Here is a 12,905-nt window from a genome sequence, read left to right on the forward strand (position 1 = left end):
GACCCGCAGACACACCGAGCGAAGGAGCGATCACCCGATGAGCACCCGCTATCCGTTCACCGCCGTCGTCGGCATGGACGACCTGCGGCTGGCGCTGCTGCTGAACGCCGTCAGTCCCGCGGTGGGCGGTGTTCTCGTGCGCGGCGAGAAGGGCACCGCCAAGTCCACGGCCGTCCGCGCGCTCGCCGAACTCCTGCCCGCCGTTCCGGTGGTCGCGGGCTGCCGGTTCAGCTGCGACCCGGCCTCGCCCGACCCGGCGTGCCCGGACGGGCCGCACGACGACGCGCCCGGGGCCGAGCGGCCCGCGCGGATGGTCGAGCTGCCCGTCGGCGCCTCCGAGGACCGGCTCGTCGGCGCGCTCGACATCGAGAAGGCGCTCGCCGAGGGCGTGAAGGCCTTCGAGCCGGGGCTGCTCGCCGCCGCGCACCGGGGAATCCTCTACGTCGACGAGGTCAACCTGCTCTCGGACCACCTCATCGACCATCTCCTCGACGCCGCCGCCATGGGGGCCTCCCACGTCGAGCGCGAGGGTGTTTCCGTACGGCATGCCGCGCGCTTCCTGCTCGTCGGGACCATGAACCCCGAGGAGGGTGAGCTGCGGCCCCAGTTGCTCGACCGGTTCGGGCTGACCGTCGAGGTCGCCGCGTCACGCGACCCGCGGCAGCGCGTCGAGGTCGTCCGGCGGCGGCTCGCCTTCGAGGACGACGCGGCCGGTTTCGCCGCCCGCTGGGCCGGCGAGGAGACCGCGCTGCGCGAACGGATCGTCGCCGCCCGGGAGTTGCTGCCTCAGGTGACCCTCGGGGACGCGGCGCTGCTCCAGATCGCCGCGACCTGCGCCGCCTTCGAGGTGGACGGCATGCGCGCCGACATCGTCATGGCCCGGACGGCGACCGCGCTCGCCGCCTGGGCGGGGCGGACCGAGGTGACCTCCGAGGACGTCCGGCAGGCCGCGCTCCTCGCGCTCCCCCACCGGCGCCGCCGCAACCCCTTCGACGCGCCCGGGATCGACGAGGACAAGCTCGACGAGACCCTGGAGCAGTTCAAGGGCCAGGACCAGGAGCCGGACGAGGACCCCGAGCCCGAGCCCGACGGTCCCGGCGACGGCGGTCCCGACGGGGGCGGCCCCGGGGACGGCGGCCCTGGTGGCGGTCCGGACGGCGGGGGTGTTCCGCCGCAGGGCGACGGTCCCGCAGCCGAGAACTCCCCCGCGCCCGAGGACACCTCCGTGCCCGAGGACTCCCCCGCACCCGAGCCCGCTCCCCAGCACGCCGGGGCTGGGGCGGGTGCCGGTGAGCGCGCCGCCGTGAAGGCCGCCGAGCCCTTCCGTACGCGGATGCTCAGCGTGCCCGGTCTCGGCGAGGGGGCGGCCGGGCGCCGCTCCCGGGCCCGTACCGAACACGGCCGTACCACCGGCTCCGTACGCCCCCGGGGCGCGCTGACCAAGCTGCACCTGGCGGCGACCGTGCAGGCCGCCGCCCCGTACCAGCGGGCGCGCGGGCGCTCCGGGCCGGGGCTGGTCCTGCGCCGGGACGACCTGCGGCAGGCGACACGGGAGGGACGGGAGGGCAACCTCGTGCTCTTCGCCGTGGACGCCTCCGGTTCGATGGCCGCGCGGCAGCGGATGAGCGCCGTCAAGGGTGCCGTCCTCTCCCTGCTGCTCGACGCCTACCAGCGCCGCGACAAGGTCGGCCTGGTCACCTTCCGGGGCCGGGACGCCGAGGTGGCGCTGCCGCCGACCTCGTCCGTGGACGCCGCCGCCGCCCGCCTCGAACAGCTCCCGACCGGCGGCCGTACGCCGCTGTCGGCAGGCCTCCTCAAGGCCCACGACCTGCTGCGGATCGAGCGGCTGCGGGACCCCTCGCGCCGCCCGCTGCTGGTCGTCGTGACCGACGGACGCGCCACCGGCGGGCGGGCGGCCGGCGACCCGGTGGCGCTCGCCGCCCGCGCGGCCCGGCTGCACGCCGCCGAGGGCACCGCCTCCGTCGTCGTGGACTGCGAGACCGGCCCGGTGCGGCTCGGTCTCGCCCGGGAACTCGCCCGTGAACTCGGCGGCACCGCCGTCACCTTGGACGAGCTGCGCGCCGACTCGATCGCGGGGCTCGTGAAGGACGTACAGGCAGCAGCACACGTGACCAGGAGGGCCGCCTAATGCCGCAGGGACAGCCGACCGTCGTACCCGACGACGGTCTCACCACCCGTCAGCGCCGCAACCGGGCGCTGGTGATGGTGCACACGGGCGTCGGCAAGGGGAAGTCGACCGCCGCGTTCGGCATGGCGCTGCGCGCCTGGAACCAGGGCTGGCCGGTCGGGGTGTTCCAGTTCGTCAAGTCCGCCAAGTGGAAGGTCGGCGAGGAGAACGCCCTCAAGGCCCTCGGCGAGACCGGCAAGGGCGGCACGGTCACCTGGAACAAGATGGGCGAGGGCTGGTCCTGGATCCAGCGCGAGGTCGCCGAGGGCGAGCAGTCCCACGAGGACAAGGCCCGGGAGGGCTGGGAGCAGGTCAAGCGGGACCTCGCGGAGGAGAAGTACCGGTTCTACGTCCTCGACGAGTTCGCCTATCTGCTGCACTGGGGCTGGATCGACGTCAAGGAGGTCGTCGAGGTGCTGCGCGACCGCCCGGGTCAGCAGCACGTCGTCATCACGGGCCGCAACGCCCCGCAGGAGCTCGTCGACTTCGCGGATCTCGTCACCGACATGTCCAAGGTCAAGCACCCGATGGACGCCGGTCAGAAGGGCCAGCGGGGCATCGAGTGGTAGCACGTCTCGTCATCGCCGCGCCCTCCTCGGGCGCGGGCAAGACCACGGTCGCGACCGGTCTGATGGCCGCGTTCGCCGGCCGTGGTCTGGCCGTCTCCCCGCACAAGGTCGGCCCCGACTACATCGACCCCGGCTACCACGCCCTCGCGACCGGCCGTCCCGGCCGCAACCTCGACGCGTACATGTGCGGTACGGGGCTGGTCGCGCCGCTCTTCGCGCACGGCGCGCGCGGCTGCGACCTGGCCGTGGTCGAGGGGGTGATGGGCCTGTACGACGGCGCCGCCGACCAGGGCGAACTGGCCTCCACCGCGCAGGTGTCGAAACTCCTCAAGGCGCCGGTGGTGCTCGTCGTCGACGCGTCCTCGCAGTCGCGGTCGGTGGCGGCACTGGTGCACGGGTTCGCGTCCTGGGACCCGGAGGTGCGGATCGGGGGCGTGATCCTCAACAAGGTCGCGACCGACCGGCACGAGCATCTGTTGCGGGAGGCGCTCGGGGAGTCGGGGGTGCCGGTGCTCGGTGTCCTGCGGCGGGCGCCGGCGGTGGCCACGCCTTCTCGGCATCTGGGGTTGGTGCCGGTTGCGGAGCGGCAGGCGGCGGCGGTTGCGGCGGTTGCCGCGCAGGCGGAGCAGGTGCGGGCCGGGTGTGACCTCGAGGCGCTGCTCGCGCTCGCGCGCAGTGCGCCGGAGTTGCACGCGGAGGCTTGGGATCCGGAGGTTGCCGGGCGGCTGCGCGCCGGTGGTCCCGGCGTGCCCACCCTCCCCCGGACTCCGTCCGGGGGGACCCCGATCGCCCCTGCGGAACGTATGCCCACACCGCGCGTCGCCGTCGCCGGAGGTGCCGCCTTCACCTTCTCGTATGCCGAGCACACCGAGCTGCTGCGGGCCGCCGGGGCCGAGGTCGTCGTCTTCGATCCGTTGCGGGACGAAGTGCTGCCCGAGGGGACTTCCGGGCTCGTCATAGGGGGTGGGTTTCCCGAGGTGTACGGGGCCGAACTGTCCGCCAACGAGCCGTTGCGGAAGGCCGTGGCGGCGCTCGCCGCGTCCGGGGCGCCGATCGCCGCCGAGTGCGCCGGGCTGCTCTACCTGGCGCGGTCGCTGGACGGCAAGCCCATGTGCGGCGTGCTCGACGCGGACGCGCGGATGTCCTCGCGCCTCACCCTCGGCTACCGGGACGCCGTCGCCGTGAACGACAGCGTGCTCGCGCCCGCCGGGGCGCGGACGCGGGGCCACGAGTTCCACCGGACCGTGATCGAGCCGGGGGCCGGGGCCCTCCCCGCCTGGGGGCTGCGGCAGCCGGAGCGGCGGGTGGAGGGCTTCGTGCGGGGCGGGGTGCACGCCAGTTACGTGCACACCCACTGGGCGGGCTTCCCCGAGGCCGCCGCGCGGTTCGTGCAGCGCTGCGCGGGCGGTCCGGTCGCGTGAGGTCAGCTGCCGGAGAGGCCCACCACCAGCCAGATGAAGCCCACGCCGGCCACCGTGCACAGCAGCGTGGAGCGGGCGGGGTGGTCGTGGTGGGCCTCCGGCAGAATCTCGGCGGCGGCCAGGTAGAGCAGGGCGCCCCCGAAGAATCCGAGATAGCTGCCGAGCAGTTCCTCCGGAAGGGTGAACAGCAGGGTGGAGGCGGCACCGACCAGGGGGGCGAGGGCGTCCGCGACGAGCATCCCGAGGGCCTTGCGGCGCTCGTTCCCGTAGAGGCTCGTGATCGTGTACGTGTTGAAGCCGTCCGCGAAGTCATGGGTGATGACGGCGAGGGCGACGGTGGCGCCCATGCCGCCGCCGACCTGGAAGGCGGCGCCGAGCGCGATGCCGTCCATGAGGCTGTGGCCGACCATCGCGGCGGCGGCCGTCAGCCCGACCTGGGGGACCCGCTCGTCGGCGCCGACGCCGTGCCCCGCCCGGCGTACGGCGAGGAGGCGTTCCACCGCGTGGGCGAGGAGGAAGCCGCCGACGAAGAGCAGCAGTGCCTCGGGGACTCCGAAGACGTCGTTCCCCGCCGCCTCCAGGGCCTCCGGCAGCAGGTCGAGTCCGACGACGCCGAGCATGAGTCCGCCGGCCAGGCCGAGGACGAGATGGCGGCGGTCGGTGACGCGCTGCGCGACCCAGCCGCCGAAGAGCGTCATGAGGAACGCGCCGAGCGCGACGACTACAGCCATGGGCCTTTGGTATCGGATGGGGTGCCGTACGCGCACCTCGGCGTCGGGGCACGGCCGGGGGTCCCGGCGGACGAGGTGCTGGCCCTGGTCGGGGCGGTGCTGCGGGAGGCCGGGCTGACGTCCGCTCACGTCCGCTCGCTCGCCACGCTCGACGCGCGGGCGGCCGGGCCGGGGGTCGTGGGGGCGGCGGCGGCGCTGGGCGTGCCGGTGCGGGGGTACGCGGCCGAGCGGCTGGCGGCCGTCCGCGTACCGCATCCGTCGGCGCTGCCGCTGGCCGCGACGGGCACCCCGTCGGTGGCGGAGGCGGCGGCGCTGCTCGCGGCGTGCGACGACGCGGGGCTTCGTGACGTGGGGGCGTGCGGCGGAGGAGGGCTTCCCCCCGTCGGGGCGGGGCTTCCCGCGGAGGGGGCGGCGCGTCCGGGGGCCGGGGGCGTCCTGCTCGTACCCAAGCGGAAAGCGCGGCGCGTAACGTGCGCTCTCGCCGCTTTCGTCCCGGTTCGACCGAACGAAGATGCCCCAGACGTACGGTTGTTGCCCCGGGCGCACGGGTACATCGCTGGCGAGCCCGGCTCACCCCCCACCATCCCCACCCCCCACACGACGGCGGCCATGGACACCTACACGGACAGCGACACACACGACCTGCGGCACCACGGTGACGCCGAGGTCCGGGACGACAAGCTCATCGATCTGGCGGTGAACGTCCGGACGAACACCCCGCCGGACTGGCTGCGCGAGCGCATCGCCGACTCCCTCACCGGGCTCGCGGCCTACCCCGACGGCCGGGCCGCGCGGGCGGCCGTCGCCGAACGGCACGACCTGCCGCCGAACCGGGTGCTGCTCACGGCGGGCGCGGCGGAGGCGTTCGTGCTGCTCGCGCGGGCGCTGCCGGTGCGCAGACCCGTCGTGGTGCATCCGCAGTTCACCGAGCCGGAGGCGGCGCTGCGCGACGCCGGGCACGAGGTGGGCCGGGTGCTGCTGCGCGAGGAGGACGGGTTCCGGCTGGATCCGTCGGCGGTCCCCGAGGACGCGGACCTGGTGGTGATCGGGAACCCCACGAACCCGACCTCCGTACTGCATCCCGCCGCCACGATCACCGCGCTCGCGCGTCCCGGCCGGATCCTGGTGGTCGACGAGGCCTTCATGGACGCGGTGCCGGGCGAGCGAGAGTCGCTGGCCGGGCGGACGGACGTGCCGGGGCTGGTGGTGCTGCGCAGCCTCACCAAGACGTGGGGGCTCGCCGGGCTGCGGATCGGGTACGTGCTGGCGGAGCCGGAGACGGTCGCCGCGCTCGAACGGGCGCAGCCGCTGTGGCCGGTGTCGACGCCGGCCCTGGTGGCGGCGGAGGCCTGCATGTCGCGCGGGGCGCTGGCGGAGGCCGAGCACGCGGCGCACCGGATCGGTGTGGAGCGGGCCCATCTGCTGGCCGGTCTGGCGGAGTTCGACGAGGTGCGGACGGTGGCGGGGGCGGAGGGCCCCTTCGTGCTGCTGCGGACCGACGGGGCGGACGCGGTGCGCGAGCGGCTGCGGTCGCTGGGCTTCGCGGTCCGCCGGGGCGACACCTTCCCCGGTCTCGGCCGGAACTGGCTGCGGCTGGCGGTCCGGGACCGGGTGACGACGAACCGCTTCCTCCAGGCACTCGACCAGGCGCTGCTGATCGGCGGCTGACCGGGGGCCGGTGGGCTGCCGGCGGGTGGTGACGGGCCGCGGGTCCGCCCCGACCCGCGACTGATCGGCCGCTTCGGGAACGCGTGCGGGTCCGGGGAGGGCGGCGTCGTCACCGCCGCCCTCCCCGGACCCCTGCTTCCCCTCCGGCGCCCCCCGGCGCGTCCCCCTCGGGCCGTCAGCCTCGGGAGCGGGCGCGCGAGCGGGTCAGCGCGAGGGCGCCGCCGCCGGCCACGAGGAGGGCGAGCGCCCCGCCCGCGATGTACGAGGTGGCGGAGCTGCCGCCGGTCTCCGCGAGGTTCTCGGTGGGCGTGGTGCCGCCGTTGTCGGTCTTGATGCCGGCGTCGCTCGGCTTGGCCGAGGGCTGCTGCGTGGGCTGCTCGGAGGGCCGCTCGCTGGGCTGGTCCGTGGGCTGCCCGGTCGGCTGCTCGGTGGGCCGCTCGGTCGGGGCCGTGCCCTCGGGCGTCTCGCAGGTCGCCTCGGCGAGGGTGACGGTGCCGTCGACCTTGGCCACGCCGAGATCCAGCGGGTTGACCTTCACCCTGAGTTCGAGGGCGGCCGCGGCCGCCGTACGGGAGGTGGTGGAGGTACGGGAGAGGTCCAGGGTGACCTGGCCGACGCCCGGCACGGTGACCTGGGTCCGGCCACCCGCGGAGAGGGTGGTCTTCTTGCCGAAGACGGTCACGTGACCGAGGACGTTGGAGGTGGCGACGGGCTTCTTCCCGGTCTCGCACAGCGCCTTGGAGGTGACCTTCTCGACCTCGATGAGGGAGAGCAGCGGGATTCCGGGGACGTGGACCTGCGCCTTGACGAGGTTCACGTACCCCTCGGCCTTCTCCTCGTCCACGGTGGCCTTCGAGGTGGCGACGTCGGCGGCGAGGATGTCGATCGGCTTCCCCTCCTCGGCACCCCGCACCTTCACGGTGAGCGCGGTCGCGCTCTCGGTCTCCGGCGCCTTGACCTCGTTGAGGGAGGCCCGCAGCGGCACCTGGACCGTCTTGCCGAGGAGGGAGATGTCGAGGCCGGTCCGCAGGACGACGGCGGTGGCGCGCCCTTCGCCGCCCGTGGCCTGCGCCGCCGGCGCCGCGAGGAGGACGGGGCCGACGGTGAGTGCGGCGACGGTCGCGGCGGCGGCGGTACGGCGTACGGGCATGCGGAAGGTGTTGCTGTTCAAGATGGTGGAACCCCCACAGGAGACATGGCGTCGCCGGCCGCTCACCACGGGGACGGTGGGTCGGCGCGGCCTCGGCGACTTGAGACACCGGAATCTTTACGCACGGAGAGTGAACTGGCAGTCGCCTGACGTGAGTTCACCCCAAAGGGGGGTTTCCGTGTTCATTTTCGATTCTTTTCGACACAACCGTTCCCGGGTGCCCCGCGTCTTTCGCACGCGCGGGTATTCATGGGCACCCATGAGAAAGGTGAGAACGATCCACTCCATCTCGAAGTAACGGATCGTCAACCCGGCGCCGACTCCGCACCGACCCCGCCGCGATCCCGCCTCCGGACTCCTGTAGATTTACTTAGGTCAGGCTAACCTAAGAACTTGTGAACGATACGGACGGGATCGGGGTCTCCGTGAGCATCGAGGTCTACCGGGACGCCTGGGGCGTCCCCCATCTGCGCGCCGCGGACCCGGACGAACTCGCCTTCGCCCAGGGCCGGGTCACCGCCCTCGACCGGGCCTGGCAGCTGGAGGTCGAGCGGCACCGGGCCCAGGGCGCCACTGCCACGTTCCTCGGCGCCGCCGAGCTGGACTGGGACGTGTTCGCCCGGCGGTCCCGGCTCGCCGACACCGCCCGCCGCTGCTACGAACGGCTCGCCCGCGAGGACGCCCCGACGGCCGCGTGGGTGCGCGCGTACGTGGACGGGGTCAACGACGGGCTCGCGGAAGGGGCGCGGCGCGCACCCGAGTTCGCCGCGACCGGCCTCACGGCCGGACGGTGGGAACCGTGGACCCCGCTCGCCGTCTGGCTGTCCACGCACATCCTGTTCGCCGGCTTCCCCACCAAGCTGTGGCGCGAGGAGGTCGCCCGGCGGCTGGGCGAGGAGTGGACCGAGCTCTTCGCGACCGACGGGCCCGGCACCGCCGGCTCCAACGGCTGGGTGGTCGCCGGCGGGCGGACCGCGAGCGGGGCGGCGCTTGTCGCCGGGGACCCGCACCGGTTCATCGAGGCGCCCGGCGCCTACCAGCAGATCCGCCTCGCCTGCCCCGCGTACGACGTGGTGGGCCTCGCCGTGCCCGGCGTCCCCGGACTCGCGCACTTCGGCCACACCGGCCCGGTGGCCTGGGCCATCACCAACGCGATGGCGGACTACCAGGACCTGTACCGGGAGCGGCTGCGGCGGCTCCCGGACGGCGGGGTGGAGGCGTACGGCCCCGAGGGCTGGCGCCGGGCCACGGCCCACACGGAGACGATCGAGGTCGCGGGCGGGGAGCCGGTCGTGATCGAGGTGGTGGAGACGGACCGGGGGCCGGTGATCATCGGCGGGGCGGAGGAGGACGACGGCGACGGCGGGGGCGGTCCCGGAAACACCCACGGGGACAGGTCCGGGGGCGGTCCCGGGGACACCCACGGGGACAGGTCCGGGGGCGGTCCCGGGGACACCCACGGGGACAGGTCGGCTGCGGCCTCGGCCGTCGGTCACTCCCCCGTCCTGGAGGCCGTCAGTCTGCGGTACCCGCCCCGCGTCACCTCCGCGCTCGGTTTCGGTGTGCTGCCCGCGCTGCTCCGCGCCCGGACCGTCGGGGACGTGGACGCCGCGCTCGACGGCTGGGTCGAGCCCGTGAACGTCGTCCAGGCCGCCGACACCCGGGGCGGTCTGCTGCACCGGGTGGCCGGCCACGTACCCGTACGGCACCGGTCCAACTCCCTGCGTCTCGTGCCCGCCTGGGACCCTGCGCACGCCTGGGAGGACGCCCCCGCGCCGCTGCCCCGCGCCGACGTCGACGGCCACGCCGTGATGGCGAACGCCCGGGGGCTGGCCGCGCCCCTCGGCGTCGAGTTCGCGCCGCCGCACCGGGCGGACCGGATCGACGCGCTGCTCGGCGCCTCGGCCGACTGGACCCCCGAGTCGACGGCCGCCGTCCACACCGACACCGACAACCCCTCGGCGGCCCGGCTCCTCGCCGCCGTGGAGCGGGCTTCGGTCCTCTCCCCCGCCGCCTCGGCCGTACGGGACCGGCTGCTCGCCTGGGACCGGCGGATGGACGCCGAGAGCGCCGACGCCGGTCTCTACGCCGCCGTGCGCGGGGCGGTGGTGCGCAGGCTCGCCGGGCACGAGGCCTTCGCGGCGCTGCGCGAACCCGCCCCGTACCCCGCCCTGTTCCGGCCCTGGCTGGCGCTCGGGCCGCGTGTCGCCTTCGCCCTGGAGACGCTGCTCGTGGCCGGCCCCGTGCCCGCCGCGGACGTCGACCGGACCGTGCGCGAGGCGCTCGACGAGGTCGCGGCGGGAGAGCCACCCGCCGCCTGGGGCGTGACGCACCGGCTCGCGCCCTGGCAGGCGCTGCGCGACCCCGACGACGCCTACCGGCCGGGGCTCGGCGGGGACCACGACTGCGTGCTGTCCACGTCCAGCGTGCCCGGCTGGACCGACCTCAGCGCCCGCGCCTCCGCCGCCCGTTACGTCTGGGACCTCGCCGACCGGGGGCGGAGCCGCTGGATCGTGCCGTTCGGCGCGTCCGGAGTCCCCGGCGACCCGCACCACCTCGACCAACTCCCCCTGTGGCTGCGGGGCGAGCTCGCCCCCGTCACCACCGACTGGCAGTACCTCACCAAGGAGCAGGGATGACCACCGCCGTCTACGTCCACCACGTCGAGGAACTCGGCACCGTCACGGTCCGGCCGGTCGAGCCCGACCTCGACGCGCCCCTGCTGCACCGCTGGGTCAACGAGGAGCGCTCCCGCTTCTGGGGCATGCTCGGGACCACCGTCGGGCAGGTCCGGGACGTCTACGCGCACCTCGACTCGCTCACCACCCACGACGGCTTCCTGGTGAGCCTGGACGACGAGCCCGTGGCCCTCTTCCAGACGTACGACCCCGGGGCCGACCGGGTCGGCGAGTGCTACGAGGTGCTGCCCGGGGACATCGGCGTGCATCTGCTGGTCGCCCCGGGCGCGGCCCCTCGGCCCGGGTACACCGGCGGGCTGCTCTCGGCGCTGATCGCCTTCTCGCTGCGGGACCACAGCCGGATCGTGGTCGATCCGGACGCCGCCAACGAGAAGGCGGTCGCCCGCATGCTGCGGGCCGGGTTCGAGGCGGGCCCGGAGGTCGTACTGCCGGAGGTGGACCTGCCGGAGGTCTTCATCCCGGAGAAGAAGGCACGGCTCGCGTTCCTGACCCGGCGCTGAGCCGCCGACGGGACCGCATCGGCCCTCAGCCCACCACCCGCCCGTTCACGACGACCCTGCGCGGCGCCGCCAGGACGCGGACGTCCGCGCGCGGGTCCTCGCCGTAGACGACGAGGTCGGCCGGGGCGCCCTCCTCCAGGGAGGGGCGGCCCAGCCAGGCCCTGGCCCCCCACGCGGTGGCCGCGAGCGCGTCGACCGGCGGGATGCCCGCCCGGGTCAGCTCCTCGACCTCCTCGGCGACGAGCCCGTGGGCGAGGGAGCCGCCCGCGTCGGTGCCGACGAAGACGGGGACGCCCGCGTCGAAGGCGGCGCGGACGGTGTCGTAGCGCCGCTCGTGCAGCCTGCGCATGTGCGCCGACCAGCGGGGGAACTTCTCCTCGCCGCCGTCCGCGAGGTGCGGGAAGGTCGCGATGTTCACCAGGGTGGGGACGATGGCGACACCCCGCTCGGCGAAGAGCGGGATGGTGTCCTCGGTGAGGCCGGTGGCGTGCTCGACGCAGTCGATGCCCGCCTCGACGAGGTCGCGGAGCGAGTCCTCCGCGAAGCAGTGCGCGGTGACGCGGGCGCCGAGCCGGTGCGCCTCCGCGATGGCCGCCTCGACCTCGGCGCGCGGCCAGCAGGCCGTGAGGTCGCCCGCCTCGCGGTCGATCCAGTCGCCGACGAGCTTGACCCAGCCGTCGCCGCGCCGGGCCTCGCGGCCGACGTACGCCACGAGGTCGGCGGGCTCGATCTCATGGGCGTAGTTGCGGATGTAGCGCCGGGTGCGGGCGATGTGCCGGCCTGCGCGGATGATCTTCGGCAGGTCCTCGCGGTCGTCGATCCAGCGGGTGTCGGACGGCGAGCCCGCGTCGCGGATGAGCAGGGTGCCCGCGTCCCGGTCGGTGAGGGCCTGCTTCTCGCTGGTGGTCTCGTCGACGGGGCCGTGCCGGTCGAGGCCGACATGGCAGTGGGCGTCGACGAGTCCGGGCAGCACCCAGCCCTCGACGGTGACCGCCTCGGCGGCGGGCCGGTCGAAGGTGATCCGCCCGTCGACGCACCACAGTTCGTCCCGTACGTCCTCGGGGCCGACGAGCACCCGCCCCTTCACGTGCAGCACCGTGTGATCGCTCATGTCTGCACTGTACGAGGGCGGGTGCCGGGCCGGGACCCCCGATCGGGGGGGGTCACTCGTCGATCGCGGCCCCGTAGCGGGCGTCGAGGGCCGGGCCGCCGAAGGTGCCGGCGTTGACGGTCCACGAGCCGGTGGCGGTGAGTCCGCCCCTGCCCGCCGAGAAGACCCAGACGCAGCCGTCGCCGGTGTCCTCGCCGGGCGCGGCGGTGAGGAGGCCGAAGCGGCCGTCGGCGTCGGGGTCGACCAGCCGGACCTGGCCGCCGAACTTGTCGCCCTTCTCCACCACGCCCGGTACGGACGGGGAGTTCTGCGTCCAGGAGGCGGAGCCGGTGCCGGTCAGGCCCCGGGCCGTGCCGCGCAGGAGGGTGACCATGCCGGCGTCGGCGACGGTGCCGATGTCCTCGCCGGGGGCGCCTATGACGGCGTCGTCGTAGCCGTCGCCGGCCTCGGCGCCGCCGGGCACCCCGGGGGTGTTCTGGCTGATGACGGTGGCGGCGCGGGTGTCGATGCCGTCCGGGGAGCCGTACTGGACGGTGACGAGGCCCGCGCCCCGCTGTCCGCCGACGGCGGCGCCGGGCGCCCCGACGAGGACGTCGTCGAAGCCGTCGCCGTCGAAGTCGCAGTTGCGGTCGTCGGCGCGGGTGCTGCCCGGCACCCCGGCCCAGGCGGCGGGCGCGGTCACGATCCCGGCGCCGGTGAGAAGGAGGAGGGTCGCCGCGGCGAGGGCCGCGGAACGGTGCTTGCGCATGGAGCTGCTCCTGGATTCGGAGGGTTCCGGGCGGCTGCGGGGGTGCGCCGGACGGGGCCCGTGCCCGGTCCGTCGCCCTGTTGGACAGCTGATGTCCCATGACGGTTGCACGGGAAACGA

The 12,905-nt window shown here is 74.8% G+C and carries 10 protein-coding genes; 6 read left to right on the top strand and 4 right to left on the bottom strand.

From position 1 onward, the window contains the following. The first annotated feature begins 37 nt into the window (after window positions 1–37). From V4Y03_RS06980 to V4Y03_RS06990, 3 genes are read left to right on the top strand one after another with little or no spacing between them, the layout of a single operon-like run. The gene (locus V4Y03_RS06980; protein ID WP_332434348.1) at window positions 38–2,149 is read left to right on the top strand and encodes a putative cobaltochelatase; all 2,112 of its coding nucleotides are present in this window, start codon (window positions 38–40) and stop codon (window positions 2,147–2,149) included. Next, the gene (gene cobO / locus V4Y03_RS06985; RefSeq protein WP_332434349.1) at window positions 2,149–2,757 is read left to right on the top strand and encodes a cob(I)yrinic acid a,c-diamide adenosyltransferase; all 609 of its coding nucleotides are present in this window, start codon (window positions 2,149–2,151) and stop codon (window positions 2,755–2,757) included. Before V4Y03_RS06980 ends, cobO begins: the two co-directional genes overlap by 1 nt. After that, window positions 2,751–4,178 carry a cobyrinate a,c-diamide synthase gene (locus tag V4Y03_RS06990; protein WP_332434350.1) on the top strand — a complete coding sequence of 476 codons (1,428 nt, stop codon included), beginning with the start codon at window positions 2,751–2,753 and terminating at the stop codon, window positions 4,176–4,178. The genes cobO and V4Y03_RS06990 overlap by 7 nt, the downstream gene beginning before the upstream one ends. A 2-nt stretch (window positions 4,179–4,180) precedes the next feature. Here the strand turns inward: V4Y03_RS06990 and V4Y03_RS06995 are convergent, their stop codons facing one another. After that, the gene (locus V4Y03_RS06995) at window positions 4,181–4,909 is read right to left on the bottom strand and encodes a ZIP family metal transporter (RefSeq protein WP_332434351.1); all 729 of its coding nucleotides are present in this window, start codon (window positions 4,907–4,909) and stop codon (window positions 4,181–4,183) included. Window positions 4,910–4,930: 21 nt separating this feature from the next. On the opposite strand from V4Y03_RS06995, the gene cobC reads away from it, so the two are divergent. Next, window positions 4,931–6,577: an Rv2231c family pyridoxal phosphate-dependent protein CobC gene (cobC, locus tag V4Y03_RS07000; protein WP_332434352.1), complete on the top strand. Its 1,647-nt coding sequence runs from the start codon at window positions 4,931–4,933 to the stop codon at window positions 6,575–6,577. Window positions 6,578–6,752: 175 nt separating this feature from the next. Here cobC and V4Y03_RS07005 read toward each other — a convergent pair whose 3' ends face one another. Further along, a complete protein-coding gene (locus V4Y03_RS07005; protein WP_332434353.1) occupies window positions 6,753–7,748 on the bottom strand; it encodes an SCO1860 family LAETG-anchored protein in 996 nt (331 codons plus the stop codon). 404 nt (window positions 7,749–8,152) lie between these two features. On the opposite strand from V4Y03_RS07005, the gene V4Y03_RS07010 reads away from it, so the two are divergent. Together V4Y03_RS07010 and V4Y03_RS07015 are read left to right on the top strand one after the other, a co-directional pair. Then, window positions 8,153–10,366, top strand: a complete 2,214-nt coding sequence (locus tag V4Y03_RS07010; protein ID WP_332437122.1) for a penicillin acylase family protein — start codon at window positions 8,153–8,155, stop codon at window positions 10,364–10,366. Then, on the top strand, window positions 10,363–10,926 hold the full coding sequence (locus tag V4Y03_RS07015) for a GNAT family N-acetyltransferase (RefSeq protein ID WP_332434354.1): 564 nt from the start codon (window positions 10,363–10,365) through the stop codon (window positions 10,924–10,926). Before V4Y03_RS07010 ends, V4Y03_RS07015 begins: the two co-directional genes overlap by 4 nt. 25 nt (window positions 10,927–10,951) lie before the next feature. Here the strand turns inward: V4Y03_RS07015 and V4Y03_RS07020 are convergent, their stop codons facing one another. Next, complete coding sequence (locus V4Y03_RS07020; protein WP_332434355.1) at window positions 10,952–12,037, bottom strand: amidohydrolase family protein; 1,086 nt, start codon at window positions 12,035–12,037, stop codon at window positions 10,952–10,954. 52 nt (window positions 12,038–12,089) lie between these two features. After that, window positions 12,090–12,785 carry a hypothetical protein gene (locus V4Y03_RS07025; protein ID WP_332434356.1) on the bottom strand — a complete coding sequence of 232 codons (696 nt, stop codon included), beginning with the start codon at window positions 12,783–12,785 and terminating at the stop codon, window positions 12,090–12,092. Window positions 12,786–12,905 lie beyond the last annotated feature (120 nt).

Origin of the sequence: Streptomyces sp. P9-A4 (assembly GCF_036634195.1) — a bacterium.
Lineage (GTDB): Bacteria > Actinomycetota > Actinomycetes > Streptomycetales > Streptomycetaceae > Streptomyces.

What these genes read in the sequence shown, in the direction of transcription:
- V4Y03_RS07015 (WP_332434354.1), top strand. Translation starts at nt 10,363, where the DNA reads ATGACCACCGCCGTCTACGTCCACCACGTCGAGGAACTCGGCACCGTC.
- V4Y03_RS07025 (WP_332434356.1), bottom strand. Translation starts at nt 12,785, where the DNA reads ATGCGCAAGCACCGTTCCGCGGCCCTCGCCGCGGCGACCCTCCTCCTT.
- V4Y03_RS06995 (WP_332434351.1), bottom strand. Translation starts at nt 4,909, where the DNA reads ATGGCTGTAGTCGTCGCGCTCGGCGCGTTCCTCATGACGCTCTTCGGC.
- V4Y03_RS07020 (WP_332434355.1), bottom strand. Translation starts at nt 12,037, where the DNA reads ATGAGCGATCACACGGTGCTGCACGTGAAGGGGCGGGTGCTCGTCGGC.
- V4Y03_RS06980 (WP_332434348.1), top strand. Translation starts at nt 38, where the DNA reads ATGAGCACCCGCTATCCGTTCACCGCCGTCGTCGGCATGGACGACCTG.
- cobO (WP_332434349.1), top strand. Translation starts at nt 2,149, where the DNA reads ATGCCGCAGGGACAGCCGACCGTCGTACCCGACGACGGTCTCACCACC.